Here is a 17,477-nt window from a genome sequence, read left to right as displayed (position 1 = left end):
ATTAACCCCTATTCACTAATTCGCGGACCCAAGGACGGTGTTGCTCGCTTCGTAAAATTTCATTTTTCAAACGAATTAGCGTAACCACGCCAAGCACACCAGCAAACGCCACTATGTTGATCAACAAAGGCCACAACATGGAAGGATCAATCGCTGACGTATCAAATTTGGTGATAGTTGACCCCTGATGCAGCGTATTCCACCACTCTACCGAGAAATGAATAATAGGCAGATTAACGACCCCGACAATGGCAAGAATACAGGCAGCTCTACCACCTGATTTTTTATCTTCAAAGGCGTGATAAAGAGACAAAACACCAAAATACAAAAACAGTAGGATAAGCTCTGACGTCAATCTTGCATCCCAGACCCACCAAGCGCCCCACATAGGTTTACCCCAAGCCGCACCGGTGATTAACGCAATCGCGGTCATTGCCGCACCAATAGGAGCAATGGCAATAACCGCCAGTTCAGCATTACGAATTTGCCATACCAAGGCAACAATCGCTGCAATAGCCATAGACGAGTATGCGCCCATTGACCAGATAGCCGATGGCACATGAATAAAGATAATACGATAGCTGTCTTTTTGTTGGTAGTCGGCTGGCGCATAGGCTAACCCCCAAACCCATCCAACAATTAAGCCCACTACCGCAATCACGGCAAAGTAAGGAAGCAAGGTGTTACACAATTGGTAAGCACGCTCCGCTTTGGCATAAGGATGTAACCACTTCCACATTTTAACTTACACTCACTCTTAAAGCTGACGATATGGCAATTGGTGCGGCAACAATTGCGACGGCAAGCATCGCACCAAGGATTGCAAGCTGACCACCATACGCTAAAGACATGCTACTGGTATCTATGGCGGACGTTGCAAAAATCAATACGGGGATATAAAGCGGAAGGACGAGTAAACTCATTAAAATGCCACCCTTTTGCAATGCAACGGTGAGTCCTGCGCCAATAGCCCCAACAAAACTTAATAACGGTGTACCTATCAGTAAGGTCAATACAGTCGCATTGAGAGACTGCGATTCGAGATTCATTAACAGCGCGAACAAGGGCGCAAGCACCACCATTGGCAAACCACTGACTGTCCAATGCGCTGCTACTTTTGCTAATACTGATAGCGATAAAGGATAAGGTGAAGCAATCAATTGCTCTAATGAGCCGTCGTTGTAATCGTCCCTAAATAATTTATCTAGACCTAACATAGTCGATAAAAGCGCCGCTACCCAAATAATACCCGGAGCCATTCTGGTAAGCAGCGCAGGTTCGGGCCCAATTGCTAACGGAAATAAGGTGATCACGATTAAGAAAAACAACAAAGGATTGACTATCTCAGCTCGCTGTCTAAAGGCCAAGGTCACATCTTTGGCATAAACCGATTTAAAAGCTAACCAATAAGAATGTTGAGTCTGCATTACAAACGGTACTCCAACGCCAAGGTTTGTAACTGTGCAAAATGTGCAGTGAGATCTTGGTGGGTCGTCAATAAAATGGCGCCTCCCTTGTCGAGATGAGACTGAAATTGGGTTTGCAACATGGCGACCCCTTTTTTATCCAGCGCAGTAAATGGTTCATCTAGCACCCAAAGCTTGGCTTGATTCAGCCACAAACGTACTAATGCAACACGGCGCTGTTGGCCTGCCGACAATGTCCGCACAGGTACATCTTCAAGCCCTATTAAACCGAGCTTGGCAAGCAGTGTATAGACTTCTTCTTCATCGGCCTGAGCGCCATGGACCATAAGCCAATGTTGGACATTTTCGTAGGCACTAAGTTGTTGATTGACACCTGTCTTATGACCAATAAATAATAAATCGGCAGCGAATGAATCATAATCATCGCGGATATCAGTGCTGTTGTAGCGGATCTGCCCTTCGTCCGCTCTGGCGAACCCAGCAATGATCCTCAACAAAGAGGTTTTTCCGGCACCATTTGGGCCTTCAATTTGCATGATCTGCCCCGCATGGAGAGTGAAACTTAATGAGTCAAACAAGCATCTATCTTGTTTGGTACAAGTGACGGCGTCTATCTCTAGCAAACTTGGGCTTCTCTTTACCTAAAATTGGGCGTTAGTCTAACATAATGGTATGGTAATACGAATAATCCGATGCGACCGATTAGCGAAAATTTGATTTAAAATAATGAATAAGCTGCCAATTACAACAAATACGACGACAGCATCTGTGATAAGCACAGATAATAGCGAAGTATCGAGATTAGACTTAGCCAAAAACCAACCGTTTGCAGCAAAGAATATCCAAATTAGTAACGATAAACTAAAAATGGATGTGGCAATTGATGGTCGCTGGCAAACTATCCAACTAGCGCTTAAGCCTCCAACCCAGCCCAATCAGCTTCCAGAAGCACAGGTTAGTATTGATGAAACTGGTAAGATAGTCACCTTTCAAACGCCCAAATTACAAGCGCAAGTAACGCTGACAAAACAGCTTTTTGATATTTTAACGACGCTAAAGACGCATACGCCAAGCCCAGTAGTACAGTCTTCAGCAACCACGTTGCCAGACGCCACATTACACATCAAGGCGCTTGATTTAAAAATACCGCTTCCGCAAGCCGTGGCACAATTGCTCGCAAGTGAAAACAAACTCATTGCGCATCTTAGTGCCCAACAAAGTAATGTTTCTTTGCAGGTCGTCAATCAATTTAAAGACTTGCTGTTTAGTACGGCTTTACCTAAGTCAATGATTGCAAAACTTATCTCTAGTCAACTTAGTAGTGTTGAGGTGAAGCCGCAGCCAAGTGGGATAACACTTAACATTCATGACCGTTCAGTAACCTTATCGCCAATAAGCAGTAACTGGCCTGCAGCAAACACATGGCAAAAGGGCGAAGTAAAAACGGCTTTCAATGGAATTGATATCACAAAATCGACACAACAAGTAAAAGTAGAAACCATAAAGCCGCTTAGCGCTTTGCTGCAACAGGTAAGCGCAGTCAATAAGGATGCACCTTCACCGCTTGAGTCACGCTTAGCATCAGTACATACGCTGGCGTATGACAAACCGTTACTTGAAGTCAATCTGCAACAAATTAAGTCAACGGTAGTAAAAGCGTTGCAAGTACTGATCGGAAGACCTTTTGGTAAACCACTCACAAGTCAGGTCGTTCAGCCCACGAACTCCCCAGTTAATAAAAGTAAAAATGATGTTTTGAGTCACTCGGTCGCAACTCTGCTTGAGCCAAGCGAGAAAGTAAGTGCTCACAATAAAAATAAACCAAGCACGCCACTGCAGCAACTCTCAAACCAAATAAAACTTAATCTTACAGAGCTGATGGCAAAGCAACCATTACCATTGCAAAAAAGTCACACACCTTTGCAAAACGAAAAGTTAGCCAGCTCAATCGCTCGTTACTTACAACACCAGCTCGCAGAGACACCAAAATATCAGGCGCCCCCGGTCGATTTTGAGGTGAAACAAAAAGCCCTGTCCTTATTATTGGACACCCTCACAGGTAAACAATCGCTTAGCAATAAGCAAGTTGAACAGCTGACACAAGTCTTAGCTCGGCCGCTTTATCGTAAAGCGAGTTCTGCGCCTGTAGATTCTGCTAAAACGTTCCAGTTGCCATCTACACATTCACAACGCACGCAAGTAACCGCTACGCCTTCTCAAGTACCGCAGCCTACCAGCAATCAAATTAAAGGGGTTATTGAAGCCCTGCTTACTCTGCCCATGGCTAAACCCGAACAAAAAGAAAACACACCAAACATGTTACGCCAAGCTTCTGCAACTATCGAAAAACTCGTAAAAGCAGATACATTCAAACAAACGCCTGAATTACAGAAATTAGTCAATCAAGCATTTACGCGCTTGCTTGATGACCGTTCAGTGAACGCGCTTACCGTTAAAAACCAGTTAGAAAGCCAACTGGGCATGGCAACCTTTGCTAACACGCCAACAAGTTTAGCTCAATCGAGCTTTACACAAATGTTGGACCGTTTAATTGTGTCGTTATTAGGTAGTCAGGCGGCAAACCAAGCTCAGAGCAATGAGCACGCAACGCAAAAAATACAAGCCTTGCTGGATACGCTACTACCACAGCTGAAGCTGCTCTCCCCCAAGCAAATAGCAGACGCGCTTCAACAACCACAAGCAAAAGAGCTGTTAAACGAATTGGGGCAATTGCACAACCAATTACAACCGCAACAATCACCGACTACAGCGACCAACTCTGCGAAACAAGACAGCGAAGCACAGTTGATTGTAAACCTGCTCTTCCCCACTAAAGTAGGACAAGAGCAACAGCAAACACAATTACAAATAGGTGAATATAAAAAGTCGCCCAAACCTGGTATGCCAGAGAAGTCTGTGTGGTTTATTCGTCTTTGTTTTGATTTTGCAGAAAAAGGTCAGATCCATGCCCAAGCAGAGCTGATGGATAAAGCCCTAGAATGTGCATTAGTAGCCACCTCCAATCAGGTCAAGCAGCTCGCAGAGCCACATTTGGCAACACTCAGACATAAGTTAGCATCTCATGGGCTACAAGTCGCTGAGATAGGCCTTAGAGAAGAAGCCAGCTTTCAAGATAAGTTCTTTAATGAACACGCAATTATCAACATTAAGGTGTAAAAGAGATGACACAAAAATCTGCTATTGGACTGTTATATGAAGCTGGAAGCGCACCTCAGGTCACCTTTAAAGGATATGGCGAGCTGGCAGAGGAAATTATTGCGCTGGCAAAAGAGAAAAACATCATGATCCATGAAGATGAATCATTAGCACAAACACTCAGTGCACTTGAGTTACACCAAGAGATCCCACGGGAGCTCTACTATGTGATTGCTGAACTCATCGCTTTTTCTTACATTATGCGTGGTAAGTTTCCACCTGGCTGGGAAGGTTTTCGTGGCAAGCTAGATATTAAGGCATAGCCAAAATTTTCTAACTTGCTACTTTCTAGACGATTATTTTGATTTGTTATGTAAAGACATGAGCAGCTCTGCCTCAGCTCTTGGCAACTCACACTCGCGCATCACCTCTTCAATATCAGCGCCAAGTTCCACCATTTTCACGGCGCGAGAATACATTTTTGCGTCGGGGTCATCATATTTTTGTGCTGCTTGCTGATTCGCAACATCATTTAATTCCTGCTCGGTTGCGACCACCCGCTTACCAATACTCATGATACTGGCGCGTAACTCTGCAACTTCGCTGCGTAAAATTGCTATTTGTTGCTCAGACCCTTGTAGTGAGTTCGAAAGTTGCGCGGTTTGGCCCTGCGCATTCTGTAATTTTTTACCCAGCACAAAAACAAACCTCAAGCATACTAACGCAAGTATGCTTGAGGTTATTGATATGACGAGTAAAACGGTTTGTGCGTTTACTACTTCAGACATCTAAATATGACTCAGCTCATCCCATTCGTCATCACTTAATAGCTTATTAAGATCGACTAAGATCAATAGCTCGCCTTCTCGGTTTGATACGCCTTGGATAAACTTAGCGCTCTCTTCAGTGCCGATGTTTGGCGCGCTGTCAATTTCCGAGCTACGTAAGTAAACCACCTCAGCAACGCTATCGACTAAGATACCAATAACTTGCTTCTCGGCTTCGATTATTACAATTCTCGAATTATCCGTCACTTCCGCACTTTGCAGACCAAACCTAGCTCGTGTGTCTATAACCGTTACAACGTTACCACGTAGATTAATGATCCCGAGTACGTAGCTTGGCGCACCTGGGACTGGTGCAATTTCGGTATAACGTAATACTTCTTGCACTTGCATTACATTGATGCCGTAAGTTTCCTCTTCAAGCTTGTAAGTAACCCATTGCAATACTTCATCATTACTATCAGCATTTTTGTCTGCAGAAAGTAGTCTATCTTGGCTCATGGTTTCACTCCATCAATATACTAGTTACTGCTCTCGACTATCGAGGCCTTGTTCTAGCAAACGGTTTAAATTCTCTACATCAATCAGCGCGCACATTTTCTCTTTAATCACCCCAGCCAACCAAGGCCGTTTACCATCTGCTGTGCGCCACTTTATGTCTTCAGGCTTGAGTGTTAAGTTGTTGACTAGTTTCTCTGCTAACAGTCCCCAGTTACTATCCCCAAGCGTAATCAAATACTGGTAATCCAGAGCATCTTCTAATTTTGGTGTTAACTTCTCAGGCATTACCCATCGCGCAGTATCAACAACATTAAGCTTTTCTTCACGATTTAGCATCACGCCTTTAAACCATTTAGGTTTACCAAAGAGTTGATTGACCTCACCCAGTTGGTGTATTCCCCCAAGTGATTTAAGCGGAACCGCCAGTGTTAAGCCTGCAACTTCAAAAAACAATGCCTGAAATTCACCTTCTTGATAGGCTTCCCTTGCAGAAACGGATTCTATCGTTGTCTGTTCTTTGATAATAGATGTATTTTCAGTGACTTCAAGATCTTGAGCTAATTTACTCGGTTGTTCTTCAATAACTTCACTCACCGACTCCTGAGGCTCTGTAGCAACGACAGCTGGAAGGTCTGTATCTTCAAGTTCGGATTCCGGCTCTTTTACTTGTTCAAGTAGCTTTGCAACCGGTGATAATTCGCATTGCTCAATCTCTGGCTCCTCTTGTAATAGGGCGCCAAGATACTGCTTCATCACCTTTTCATTTGCAAATAAATGCTTACTCATTATGCTCTCTAGCTTAACTGCTTCAAATAGTCCAAAAGTGCACGATAAGCGAACACGCCTCGTGATTTAGGACAAAATTGTACTGGGACTTGCTGTGCAAGACTCGCATCCCTAAATTTAGTATCTACAGGAACCACACCTGGCCAAACAGCCTCTTTGTATGTTGCTAGCAACGTTTTATACGCCTCCAACGACGCTTTGGTCCGTTTATCATACATAGTTGGAATGATAGTATATTGATACTGTTTCTGCTGTGAAGACTGCATCAGCTCCATCGTGCGCATCATTCTATCTAGTCCCTTCAACGCCAAAAATTCAGTTTGGACAGGCACTAAAATTCGCTCACTCGCTGCTAATGCGTTAACCATCAGTACCCCAAGCACTGGTGGACAGTCTAAAATAGCATAGTCATATTGATCCGCTATTTTTTCGAGCGATTTCTTTAAGATAAGCCCCATGCCCGTTTTATTACCCATACTACGATCAAGCGTAGCAATGGCCATAGTGGCAGGCAAAATATCAAGATTCTCTATGGTTGATGGACAAAGAGACTGTAAAATTTCTTCACTCGTCATGCTGCTGCCGCGTGCAAAAATATCATACACACTGACTTCTAACTCTTCAGAATCAATACCAAAGTAATATGTCAGTGAAGCATGTGGATCAGTATCAATAAGCAAAACTCGGTGACCCTGCTCAGCAAGAATGCCTCCTAAGCTCACCGTCGTCGTGGTTTTACCCACGCCACCTTTTTGATTTGCTACTGTCCAAATTTTCACTCTATATTCCTTCGCTCATCACTATTGATTTCGTTCAATAGATACTATACCAACTCAGTGTTATTCATTCTTTTTAGACGTTTGATATTTACAAGCTTCAAGCAAAGCAACCAAGTGATGACTTAGTCTATTGGTTACCCGCTTCTTTATTAATTCTCGCAGCAAAGTCTTGTAGGGCGATACTATCCGACGAAAGTCCAGCGCCAGCGACAGCTTGAGGCATACCATAAACAACACAAGTCGCTTCATTTTGTGCCCAAATAGTGGCCCCTACCTGTTTTAGCATACGAGCACCATCTCGGCCATCTGCGCCCATTCCCGTTAAGACAATCGCTAACGTGTCGCCACCATAAGCTTTTGCAACACTTGCAAATGTCACATCAACGCTGGGCTTATAGGTGATCCTTGGACTATCATCTTCGAACACTTTTAGTGTCTTACTACCACCGCGATTTTCAACCAGCATTTGCTTACCGCCAGGGGCTAAATAGGCCACCCCAGGCATTAATCTATCACCTTGCTCGGCTTCCTTAACCTTAATCTGGCATAAACTATTCAATCTCGCTGCAAACGCAGGTGTAAATGCGGCTGGCATATGCTGGATCAGTAAAATTGGATGAGGAAAGTTTGCAGGCAGCTGAGTTAGTATGGTTTGCAGTGCAACGGGTCCACCTGTTGATGTGCCAATTGCAACCAGTCCATATTTCTTACCCGACGCTCTAGCACCCGCAGCACTAGACGTACCACCAGATACAGGCCTCTGAAAACTTCTATCCGGTTGAGGGATCGTTGCTCGTCCTGCATCAGCGCGAGTTGCTCTAGACTCGACGCGTTTTGGCGGAGTCGTAATAGTAGGGCGAGTAAAACGGCTAACGCGACGGCGGCCAATTTCCTTTACCTTATTTTGTAACGACTTAATTGCTTCTTCGCTATTACGAGCGATGTCTTCAAACTTTTTCGGTAAAAAATCTACAGCGCCCGCATCCAGTGCATCTAACGTAGCACTAGCGCCTTCACGAGTTAACGAAGAAAACATTAAGATTGGGGTCGGAGTGGCCTGCATGATCTGCTTCACCGCACTGATCCCATCAAGCACAGGCATTTCCACGTCCATCGTAATTACGTCTGGACGCAATGAAGCGGCCTTTTCAACCGCCTCCTTTCCATTAACTGCGAAATCTATAACTTTGATTTCACTGTCTTTTTCTAAAATTTCACTGACTCGACGACGAAAAAAACTAGAATCGTCTACGACTAACACTTTAACTGCCATTGGCAACGCTCTTTAATTTGCTCTACAGCAGAGCAGCAAATGCCGCTCTAGAATTCGAACTACGCCTAATAAAATTAGGCGTAGTGTTTTAATAAGTTGGGGACATCAAGGATTAGCGCAATACCACCATCAGATGTGATGGTAGCACCAGCCATACCTGGTGTACCTTGTAATAACGCATCTAGTGGTTTGATTACGACTTCCTCTTGGCCTATCAGAGAATCAACCACAAAACCGACTTGTTTAGTGCCAATTTGCGCAATGACAACATGGCCTTCAGCCTTTCTCATGCCCCTGTTCGCACCTTTTACCAACCAATGTTCAAGATAAAATAACGGAATTGCTTTTTCTCTCACTATGATAGTCAACTGACCATCAACCACATTCGTTTTGGTCAAATCTAAATGGAAGATCTCGTTCACGCCGGCAAGTGGTAACGCAAACGTTTGCTCTCCGACTACCACCATCAAGGTAGGCAAAATAGCCAATGTAAGCGGTACCTTAATCTCTAATACGGTACCAACACCCAATTCTGATTGGATATTTACCGAGCCATTCAATTGAGTGATCTTCGTTTTAACAACGTCCATCCCAACACCACGACCAGAAATGTCTGAAATTTGCTCTTTTGTTGAGAACCCTGGTGCGAAGATCAAATTATAGGCTTCGGTATCGGACAGTCGGCTTGCTTGATCGGAGTCAATAACGCCTTTATTTATAGCAATCTTTTTGAGCTTTTCAGGGTCCATACCGGCACCATCATCTCGAATCGTGAGAAGAATGTGATCTCCCTCTTGAGATGCTGACAATGTGACTGTACCCATTCTTGGTTTGCCCGACGCTTCGCGTACGTCAGGCATTTCAATGCCATGATCTACTGAGTTTCTCACTAAGTGGACCAATGGATCTGCAAGCGCTTCAACCAAATTTTTATCTAAATCCGTCTCTTCGCCCTGTAAAACTAGGTTGATTTCTTTTTTCAAGCTGCGAGCAAGGTCTCTCACTACTCGAGGAAAGCGACCAAATACCTTTTTGATTGGCTGCATCCGCGTTTTCATCACGGCGCCCTGCAAATCAGCAGTGACTACATCAAGGTTCGAAATAGCTTTACCCATGCTTTCGCTGTTGGTGTTATTCGCTAAGCTAACCAAACGGTTACGAACCAATACTAATTCGCCAACCATATTCATGATTTCATCAAGACGTTTAGTATCAACTCGGACCGTGGTCTCAGCTTGTGCCGCAGGTTTCTTCGCAGCGGCTGGTGTGGAAGCTTTTGCAGCCTCGGGCTCTTTTTGCGGTGCTGGTGCTGGAGTCGCAGGCTTAGCTTCAACTTTGGGCGCAGGCTTTGGTGCAGGTTTCGGCGCTGGCGCGGCTTTAACAGGCTCTGGTTGCGCAGGTTTAGTCTCTGAAACCTCTACTGGCGATTCATCGACCGCTTTAGGTGCACTGCCTTTACCATGAAGCTCGTCCAACAAAGCTTCAAACTCATCGTCGGTAATTTCTTCGTCGCCAGTAGACCCACTTGGGGCTGCTGGTGAGGTTGATTTAGCCTTAGGTTCACTCGCTCCTGGGGCAACAGCATCTTCTGCATTTGGTGCTCCACCGAATTTACCAACACCATGAAGTTCATCTAAGAGGTTATCGAATTCGTCATCAGTGATATCACCATCATCTGAGGTTGATACAGCTTCAGGTTTAGTTGCCGGAGCAACAGCAGGCGCATTACCCGAACCGTGTAATTCATCTAAAAGATTTTCAAATTCTTCTTCTGTTATCTCATCGATGCTGGAGCCGCTATCATCGCCTGAACCAACATCGGCGTCGAATAAAATATCATCAGCACTTAAATCTGGCACCACAGGTTCTGACTCAGAAGTAGGTTCGTCAATCACTTCACTGACTTCGTCTTCAGATGCAGGCTGGCTAAGTTTGTGGAGTGTTTCAAGCAACACAGGGTCGGCCGCTTCTGGTTCCTCACGGTTTTGAATACAAGCGAACATTTCGTTGATCGTATCCAAAGATTGCAAAATAACATCCATCAGTTCGGAAGTTACTTTTCGTTGCCCTTGTCGTAGTACATCAAACACGTTCTCCGCACCGTGACAGGCATCGACCAGTTCGGTCATACCTAGGAAGCCAGCCCCACCTTTTACGGTATGGAAGCCACGGAAAATCGCATTGAGAAGTTCTTTATCTTCAGGATTATTTTCTAGTTCAACAAGCTGTTCAGATAACAGTTCTAATATTTCGCCTGCTTCAACAAGAAAGTCCTGCAAGATATCTTCATCGACTTCAAAGCTCATACACACTCTCCAACTAGAAGCCTAAACTAGATAGCAAGTCATCGACTTCGTCTTGACCAGAAACCACGTCATCTCGCGATTCAGCGTCAATAATTGGACCTTCAGGTCCAGACAATTCATCACTGATAGTCTCGGTTGTTTTTATTTCGTTTTCATTCGCTTTCACAGCAGTTGAAGGTGCTTCATCTGAAGTACCAAAAACAGTCAGGAGGTGAATGAGACTATCTTCTACTTCTCTCACAAGCTCAATGACGCGCCGAATAACCTGCCCAGTCAAATCCTGATAGTCCTGAGCCATCAGCACATTAGTCATTAAACCTTGTAATTCGTCTGTACGTGTCTTTGAAGTCTGCATAAAGCTGTCGAGATCATGACATAGAGATTTAAACTCACCGAGTTGAATGTCTCTGCTCATCAATCGATCCCAAGTGGGCTTTATTTGCGCTAACTCATCCGCTAGGTTCTGCGCAAGAGGTAAGCTTTCTTCGACCGCGTCCATCGTTTTGTTCGCAGCGCTTTCTGTCATTTCCATAACATAATTAAGACGCTGCTTGGCGTCAGGAATAGCCTCTGTCGTGAGATCTGCGAGGCGAGTATCCAGCTCAAAGTTCTTCAAGGACTCGTGTAATTGGCGAGTCAGCTTTCCGACTTCTGCAAATAACTCCGATTGCTCTTTGTTAGCAGCTTCTAAAATCAGCTGGTCAGCTTTTTCTTGTTCACCTTGTTCTAGAAGCTCAACAAGTTGCTTAGCTTGTTCAAGTGTAATTTGAGGCGCAGCATTTACAGACATAGGCCATATCCCCTTGCTGTTAGCCTAGTCGCTCAAATACTTTTTCAAGCTTAGTTTTGAGCGTACCTGCAGTAAACGGTTTAACAATATATCCGTTCACCCCAGCTTGCGCTGCTGCAACAATTTGTTCTTTTTTCGCTTCTGCGGTAACCATCAACACTGGAATGTGCTTAAGCTTTTCATCTGCGCGTATTGCACGAAGCAAATCAATACCTTGCATGCCCGGCATATTCCAATCAGTTACTACAAAGTCAAACTCCTGATTTTGTAGCATCGGAAGTGCTGTACTACCATCATCAGCTTCTTGAACATTGGTAAAGCCTAAATCTCTTAATAGGTTTTTGATTATTCTTCTCATAGTAGAGAAATCATCAACCACGAGAATCTTCATGTTCTTATCCAAAACTTCCTCCAGTGAGGTTCGAACCCAACTATTTTATGTACTCTAATTTATCCAGTCATTGATTTTAGCTTTAAGCTTTATCATTGCCTGACCGTGAATTTGGCTTACTCGAGATTCACTGACATCAAGGATGGCACCAATCTCTTTTAAATTCATTTCGTCGTTATAGTAAAGTGATAAAACCAGAGCATCCCTTTCGGGTAACGCTTTGATAGCATTTACTAAAGACTCGTTAAAACGTTCATTTTTAACGTTATTAAACGGTTTGTCTAGCGCAAAATCGCTGTTTGCTGGGGTTATCACGTCTTCATCAACCCCAAGATCCTCAATACCGATGACTTTACTTGCATTTACATCATGTAAAATATGATGGTACTCATCTAGAGATATATCAAGTTTTTCAGCGATTTCAGTGTCTTTTGGTTCTCGACCAAGGAGAGATTCTAACTCGGAGATAGCTTCTGCAACCATTCTGCTATTTTTGTGAACAGAACGAGGCGCCCAATCACCACGACGGATTTCATCCAGCATTGCGCCTCGAATACGGATCCCCGCAAAGGTTTCGAAACTAGCGCCTTTAGTTGCATCGAAATTTTTAGATGCTTCAATCAATCCAATCATACCTGACTGGATCAGATCGTCGAGTTGCACACTTGCCGGAAGTCGAGCAATCAGGTGGCATGCCACTTTTTTGACAAGTGGAGCATGCCGTTCAACCACCTTATGAATGTGGTCTGAAGTTTGATATCCCGCAGCTCTATTGACCGGAGAAGCCATAATCACCCGTTTACAAGTTGTTCAATGAAAAATTCTAGATGACCAGAAGGTTGATGCGGAATTGGCCATTTAACTGCCTTAGCAGCTAGTCCCTTAATCGCAATCGCCGCAGGGGAACTCGGAAATAAATCCACGATAGCTCTTTGTCTGCGAGAAGATTTACGCATGTTTTCGTCAAACGGTACGGTGGCCACTAATTCCAGTGCTACATCAAGAAAACGGTCTGTAACTTTTGAAAGTTTAGCAAATAATTCTTGCCCTTCACGCATACTGCGGACCATGTTGGCAACAATTTTAAAACGATAGACACCATGCTCTCTGCTCAAAACTTTGATCAACGCGTAAGCATCTGTAATGGAAGTCGGTTCATCACACACCACAACCATCACATCTTGTGCAGCTCGAGAGAAGCTCAGAACCATATCTGAGATACCAGCTGCGGTATCAACAATTAAGACATCAAATTGCGTGTTAAGCTCGCTAAATGCACGAATAAGTCCTGCATGCTCTGCGGGAGTCAGCTCTACCATACTTTGAGAGCCTGAGGTCGCCGGTACAATTTTAATTCCAGCGGGACCTTCTACGAGAATCTCATCTAGTTCACATTCACCCGACAACACGTGCGACAGATTTTTTTCTACCCTTAGACCTAACATCACATCACAGTTTGCCAAGCCCAAGTCCGCATCTAAAACGAGAACTCGCTGTCCTTGTTGGCCCATAGCGATGGCAGTATTGAGCGAGACATTGGTTTTACCCACCCCACCTTTTCCACCGGTCACGGCTATTACTTTTACACCCTGGTTGCTATTTTGACTCATTCTACGCAGGCCACTTGCTTGATCTAAAACTGTGTTAATCATACATTCCTACTGACTCTGACGCTACAGGTACACGTCGAGAGTGCTGTGCTTTTATTCTTTTTAAATACAATTGCTCAGCCTTTTTTACTAGCTTTTGAGCATTTGCTACGCGAATGTCTTCTGGCACTCGCTGACCGTTGGTAAGATACCCTATTGGCAAGCGATTTTGAATCGCTATGCTAATTATCTCACCTAAACTTAGACTTTCATCAAGTTTTGTGAAAATACAGCCACTTAAATTTACTTTTTTGAAGTGTCTTACTGTTTCTTGTAACACATTCATTTGTGCTGTCGCACTTAATACTAAATAGCTGCGAATATCTACTCTCGCGCTACGCATAAGTGTATTTAACTGTTCAGTTAAGCGCAAATCTCTTTGACTCATTCCCGCCGTATCTATTAATACTAGACGCTTATTGCGTAAATGATAAAGCACTTCTGCAAGTTCATTTGCATCTTTAACTTGCTTAACCGGACAACCAATGATTCTACCATAGGTAGCTAACTGCTCGTAAGCGCCAATTCTGTAGGTATCAGTCGTTATTAACGCCACTTTATCTGCACCGTATTTTTGTGCACCTAATGCCGCTAATTTTGCAACCGTTGTGGTTTTACCAACACCAGTTGGACCCACCATCGCAAATACTCCACCTTGACGAAGAATATCATTGTTAGTGGTGTGCATTTGGTTGATCACCATGTTTAACAATGCATTCCAGGCTTCTTTACGAGAAACATCATCAGGGATAAAGCATGCCATTTGCTCAGCAACGTCTTTGTCTATGCCCATTCCTTCCAGACGATCTACAAGACACGCACGGGTTGGATCGCGACGAGCCATTTCTTGTTTCATTAGACCAGATACTTGATGTTCAAGTAATTGACGAATAGCGTTCATTTCTTCGCGCATTGCACTCATTTCGTCAGGCTTGGCATTTAACTCAGGTAAATCATCACCAAAACCGTTGTCTAACTCATCCGACTCGCCCCAATGCTGTGGCTGCTCAAATGCATCATCATCAAAGTCAAAAGATTGGCGACGAGCTTGCTGTGGCTTCGCTTGGTGCACCGGTGCAGCAGTTTGTGTTTTACGTTGGCTGCTTAACATTTGCTCTGTATCAATTCCCGACTGTGAGAACATAGAAGCAAGTTCTGGTGAGCGTGGGCGCGGCGCTTGACGCTCAAGCAATGCTTCTAAGCTATCAGCAACTTGCGCTTGCTTTGCTGGCTGTGCTTGGCGAGGCTCAGGACGGACAAAGCGGGTCGGAGCCTCGTTTGAGGCAGTCGCACGGGCAGCGGGAGCTTGCTTAACAGGTGCTGCAGCACGGTCATTATCAATTGCTGCGACGATTTCAACACCATCTGCTAACTTTTTGTTAGACATAATGACAGCATCTGCACCAAGCTCTTCTTTTACTTCATTTAAAGCCGTACGCATATCTTTTGCGAAGAAACGTTTAATTTTCATGTTACAGCCCCTTTATCCTCTATTGTCCAACCGAGCTCACTATCTTAATTTGTCTTTCTTCCGGCACTTCTTGATATGACATCACTCTAAGACCTGGAATTGTATGTTTAACAAATCGAGATAACACACTTCTTAACATACCTGAGGTTAATAAGATGGACGGTTCCCCTAGCATTTCTTGGTTGTGATGTGCTTCTCTTAATGATTCTTGAAGCCTCTCAGCCAAGCCAGGTTCAATACCTGCCCCCTCATCACCTGCGTTCTGAAGTGACTGATGCAACATCTGTTCCAACTCAGGCGCCAATGTTATGACAGGAATTTCTTCTTCGCTTCCAACGGCATCTTGAACAATCAGTCTACGTAATGAAATTCTTACCGCAGCCGTTAATACATCAGGGTCTTGGCTACGTGGTCCGTACTCAACTAAGGTTTGTACAATCGAGCGCATATCTCGAATTGCAACGCCCTCATTAAGCAGATTTTGTAGCACTTTTACCACGGTAGTGAGCGGTAAAATATCAGGTACTAAGCCTTCTACTAATCTAGGGTGACTTTTCGCAAGCATATCTAATAGATTTTGTACCTCTTCATGGCCAAGTAATAGTGACGCATTATTCGTTAATAATTGACTGATATGTGTTGCCACCACAGTTGCAGCATCTACTACTGTATAGCCAAGCGAATGCGCCTCATCTTTTTGGTCTGGCTTAATCCATACTGCATCTAGGCCAAATGCAGGATCCTTAGTCTCTATGCCTTTAATTGGCCCAAACACCTGCCCTGGGTTAATTGCGAGCTCATCGCCATGCTTCAACTCACCGGTTCCTGAGCCAACCCCCATTAAAGTAATATTGTATGCATTTGGATCTAATTCTAGGTTATCGCGAATATGTACCGGCGGTACTAAAAAGCCCAGTTCCTGAGATAGCTTTTTACGCACCCCTTTAATACGACTGAGAAGCTCCCCGCCTTGGGCTTGGTCAACTAGAGGAATTAGGCGATAACCTACCTCTAAACCAATCACATCAACAGGTTGTACATCATCCCAACCAAGCTCTTTTTGATCTTGTTGATGGCCACCTTTGGCTGCAGGTCCTTTGGCAGCTTGTTCCGCCTTTTCGATCTCCGCCTTTTTCTTTTGCTGACTTGTGTAATAGGCTATATAGCCAAGTAATACGCCTAACCCTAGGAAGGCAACATGTGGCATGCCAGGAACGAGTCCCATGGTGATCAAAATGCCTGACGCGATAGCCAGCGACTTTTCATTACCCAGTTGGTTTTTAAACTGATCGCCCATGTTGTGCGATTCATTTTGACGCGTTACGACAATTGCAGTGCCAATTGAGAGTAAAAGAGAAGGAATTTGCGCGACCAGACCGTCACCAATTGTCAGCATGGTATATACTTCCATCGCGTGACCAAAGCTTAAATCATGCTGGATCATCCCAACGAAAAGGCCACCTATTATATTAATGGCAAGGATCACGATACCTGCAATAGCATCACCTTTAACGAATTTACTTGCACCGTCCATTGAACCGTAAAAGTCAGCTTCTCGAGTCACTTCTTCACGACGAGCCCGGGCGTCATCTGCAGAGATAAAACCGGCATTTAAGTCCGCATCAATGGCCATTTGCTTACCCGGCATAGCATCAAGGGTGAAACGCGCAGACACCTCAGAAATACGACCTGCACCTTTGGTAATTACAACAAAGTTAATAATAATAAGGATAAGAAATACAACTAAACCGACGGCGTAGTTACCACCAATAACAACACTACCAAAGGCTTCGATCACCTTACCTGCCGCATCACCACCATTATGACCTTCAAGTAATACGACGCGAGTACTCGCTACGTTTAGTGCCAATCGCATGATAGTCGCGATCAGTAGTACCGCCGGAAACATACCAAATTCAAGTGGCTTCAAGGTATAAACAGTCACCAATAGCACCACAAGTGCCAATGCAATGTTGAAGGAAAATAGAATATCAAGCAAAAAAGGAGGTAGCGGCAGAATAACCATGCCAAGTGCTGCAAGCACCAACAATGGAGTACCCACACCTTTAGCATATTCTTTTTTATCTCGATTGAGTTGTTGTAAAACTGCTTTAAATTCCATAACTTAACACAAGCAAAAAATTGACACATAGCAACAAATGC

The 17,477-nt window shown here is 44.2% G+C and carries 17 protein-coding genes; 2 read left to right on the top strand and 15 right to left on the bottom strand.

Annotated features, from left to right (window positions below):
- Position 1: 1 nt before the first annotated feature.
- Genes BB427_RS01950 through ccmA form a run of 3 tightly spaced genes read right to left on the bottom strand, consistent with a single transcriptional unit; the run spans position 2 to position 2,050 of the window.
- On the bottom strand, positions 2-739 hold the full coding sequence (locus tag BB427_RS01950) for a heme ABC transporter permease (protein ID WP_010369087.1): 738 nt from the start codon (positions 737-739) through the stop codon (positions 2-4).
- A gap of 1 nt (position 740) precedes the next feature.
- Positions 741-1,427: a heme exporter protein CcmB gene (gene ccmB, locus BB427_RS01945; protein WP_069018769.1), complete on the bottom strand. Its 687-nt coding sequence runs from the start codon at positions 1,425-1,427 to the stop codon at positions 741-743.
- The gene (ccmA, locus tag BB427_RS01940; protein ID WP_081489968.1) at positions 1,427-2,050 is read right to left on the bottom strand and encodes a cytochrome c biogenesis heme-transporting ATPase CcmA; all 624 of its coding nucleotides are present in this window, start codon (positions 2,048-2,050) and stop codon (positions 1,427-1,429) included. The genes ccmB and ccmA overlap by 1 nt, the downstream gene beginning before the upstream one ends.
- A gap of 103 nt (positions 2,051-2,153) precedes the next feature.
- Here ccmA and fliK point away from each other — a divergent pair, with 103 nt between their 5' ends.
- Positions 2,154-4,604, top strand: a complete 2,451-nt coding sequence (gene fliK, locus BB427_RS01935; RefSeq protein ID WP_069018768.1) for a flagellar hook-length control protein FliK — start codon at positions 2,154-2,156, stop codon at positions 4,602-4,604.
- Positions 4,605-4,609: 5 nt separating this feature from the next.
- Positions 4,610-4,906, top strand: coding sequence for an EscU/YscU/HrcU family type III secretion system export apparatus switch protein (locus tag BB427_RS01930; RefSeq protein WP_010369096.1), 297 nt, complete (start codon positions 4,610-4,612; stop codon positions 4,904-4,906).
- 33 nt (positions 4,907-4,939) lie between these two features.
- Here the strand turns inward: BB427_RS01930 and BB427_RS01925 are convergent, their stop codons facing one another.
- The 12 genes from BB427_RS01925 to flhA form a co-directional block, all read right to left on the bottom strand.
- Positions 4,940-5,371 carry a DUF2802 domain-containing protein gene (locus BB427_RS01925; RefSeq protein ID WP_017218032.1) on the bottom strand — a complete coding sequence of 144 codons (432 nt, stop codon included), beginning with the start codon at positions 5,369-5,371 and terminating at the stop codon, positions 4,940-4,942.
- Entirely contained in the window at positions 5,372-5,869 is a 498-nt protein-coding gene (locus BB427_RS01920) for a chemotaxis protein CheW (RefSeq protein WP_010369098.1), read from the bottom strand.
- A gap of 24 nt (positions 5,870-5,893) precedes the next feature.
- Complete coding sequence (locus BB427_RS01915) at positions 5,894-6,655, bottom strand: chemotaxis protein CheW (RefSeq protein WP_045989546.1); 762 nt, start codon at positions 6,653-6,655, stop codon at positions 5,894-5,896.
- Positions 6,656-6,663: 8 nt separating this feature from the next.
- The gene (locus BB427_RS01910) at positions 6,664-7,434 is read right to left on the bottom strand and encodes a ParA family protein (RefSeq protein ID WP_010369100.1); all 771 of its coding nucleotides are present in this window, start codon (positions 7,432-7,434) and stop codon (positions 6,664-6,666) included.
- 127 nt (positions 7,435-7,561) lie between these two features.
- Complete coding sequence (locus tag BB427_RS01905) at positions 7,562-8,707, bottom strand: protein-glutamate methylesterase/protein-glutamine glutaminase (RefSeq protein WP_069018767.1); 1,146 nt, start codon at positions 8,705-8,707, stop codon at positions 7,562-7,564.
- Between the two features lie 74 nt (positions 8,708-8,781).
- Positions 8,782-11,013 (bottom strand): chemotaxis protein CheA, encoded by a 2,232-nt coding sequence (locus tag BB427_RS01900; protein ID WP_069018766.1) that lies wholly within the window; start codon positions 11,011-11,013, stop codon positions 8,782-8,784.
- Between the two features lie 13 nt (positions 11,014-11,026).
- On the bottom strand, positions 11,027-11,803 hold the full coding sequence (locus tag BB427_RS01895) for a protein phosphatase CheZ (RefSeq protein WP_039492497.1): 777 nt from the start codon (positions 11,801-11,803) through the stop codon (positions 11,027-11,029).
- Between the two features lie 19 nt (positions 11,804-11,822).
- Positions 11,823-12,206, bottom strand: coding sequence for a chemotaxis response regulator CheY (cheY, locus tag BB427_RS01890; protein ID WP_010369104.1), 384 nt, complete (start codon positions 12,204-12,206; stop codon positions 11,823-11,825).
- A gap of 42 nt (positions 12,207-12,248) precedes the next feature.
- On the bottom strand, positions 12,249-12,983 hold the full coding sequence (locus tag BB427_RS01885) for an RNA polymerase sigma factor FliA (RefSeq protein WP_010369105.1): 735 nt from the start codon (positions 12,981-12,983) through the stop codon (positions 12,249-12,251).
- A 2-nt stretch (positions 12,984-12,985) separates the two neighbouring features.
- The gene (locus BB427_RS01880) at positions 12,986-13,846 is read right to left on the bottom strand and encodes a MinD/ParA family protein (protein WP_010369106.1); all 861 of its coding nucleotides are present in this window, start codon (positions 13,844-13,846) and stop codon (positions 12,986-12,988) included.
- Positions 13,839-15,314: a flagellar biosynthesis protein FlhF gene (gene flhF / locus BB427_RS01875; protein ID WP_069018765.1), complete on the bottom strand. Its 1,476-nt coding sequence runs from the start codon at positions 15,312-15,314 to the stop codon at positions 13,839-13,841. The genes BB427_RS01880 and flhF overlap by 8 nt, the downstream gene beginning before the upstream one ends.
- A 19-nt stretch (positions 15,315-15,333) precedes the next feature.
- The gene (flhA, locus tag BB427_RS01870) at positions 15,334-17,436 is read right to left on the bottom strand and encodes a flagellar biosynthesis protein FlhA (protein ID WP_039492505.1); all 2,103 of its coding nucleotides are present in this window, start codon (positions 17,434-17,436) and stop codon (positions 15,334-15,336) included.
- Positions 17,437-17,477: the final 41 nt, after the last annotated feature.

It is taken from the genome of Pseudoalteromonas sp. BMB, assembly GCF_001709235.1.
Taxonomy (GTDB): domain Bacteria; phylum Pseudomonadota; class Gammaproteobacteria; order Enterobacterales; family Alteromonadaceae; genus Pseudoalteromonas; species Pseudoalteromonas maricaloris.
This window is presented reverse-complemented; position numbering and strand designations above follow the sequence as displayed.

What these genes read in the sequence shown, in the direction of transcription:
- BB427_RS01880 (WP_010369106.1), bottom strand. Translation starts at nt 13,846, where the DNA reads ATGATTAACACAGTTTTAGATCAAGCAAGTGGCCTGCGTAGAATGAGT.
- flhF (WP_069018765.1), bottom strand. Translation starts at nt 15,314, where the DNA reads ATGAAAATTAAACGTTTCTTCGCAAAAGATATGCGTACGGCTTTAAAT.
- BB427_RS01920 (WP_010369098.1), bottom strand. Translation starts at nt 5,869, where the DNA reads ATGAGCCAAGATAGACTACTTTCTGCAGACAAAAATGCTGATAGTAAT.
- fliK (WP_069018768.1), top strand. Translation starts at nt 2,154, where the DNA reads ATGAATAAGCTGCCAATTACAACAAATACGACGACAGCATCTGTGATA.
- ccmB (WP_069018769.1), bottom strand. Translation starts at nt 1,427, where the DNA reads ATGCAGACTCAACATTCTTATTGGTTAGCTTTTAAATCGGTTTATGCC.
- BB427_RS01885 (WP_010369105.1), bottom strand. Translation starts at nt 12,983, where the DNA reads ATGGCTTCTCCGGTCAATAGAGCTGCGGGATATCAAACTTCAGACCAC.
- BB427_RS01915 (WP_045989546.1), bottom strand. Translation starts at nt 6,655, where the DNA reads ATGAGTAAGCATTTATTTGCAAATGAAAAGGTGATGAAGCAGTATCTT.
- BB427_RS01905 (WP_069018767.1), bottom strand. Translation starts at nt 8,707, where the DNA reads ATGGCAGTTAAAGTGTTAGTCGTAGACGATTCTAGTTTTTTTCGTCGT.
- flhA (WP_039492505.1), bottom strand. Translation starts at nt 17,436, where the DNA reads ATGGAATTTAAAGCAGTTTTACAACAACTCAATCGAGATAAAAAAGAA.
- BB427_RS01930 (WP_010369096.1), top strand. Translation starts at nt 4,610, where the DNA reads ATGACACAAAAATCTGCTATTGGACTGTTATATGAAGCTGGAAGCGCA.
- BB427_RS01900 (WP_069018766.1), bottom strand. Translation starts at nt 11,013, where the DNA reads ATGAGCTTTGAAGTCGATGAAGATATCTTGCAGGACTTTCTTGTTGAA.
- BB427_RS01950 (WP_010369087.1), bottom strand. Translation starts at nt 739, where the DNA reads ATGTGGAAGTGGTTACATCCTTATGCCAAAGCGGAGCGTGCTTACCAA.
- BB427_RS01925 (WP_017218032.1), bottom strand. Translation starts at nt 5,371, where the DNA reads ATGTCTGAAGTAGTAAACGCACAAACCGTTTTACTCGTCATATCAATA.
- BB427_RS01895 (WP_039492497.1), bottom strand. Translation starts at nt 11,803, where the DNA reads ATGTCTGTAAATGCTGCGCCTCAAATTACACTTGAACAAGCTAAGCAA.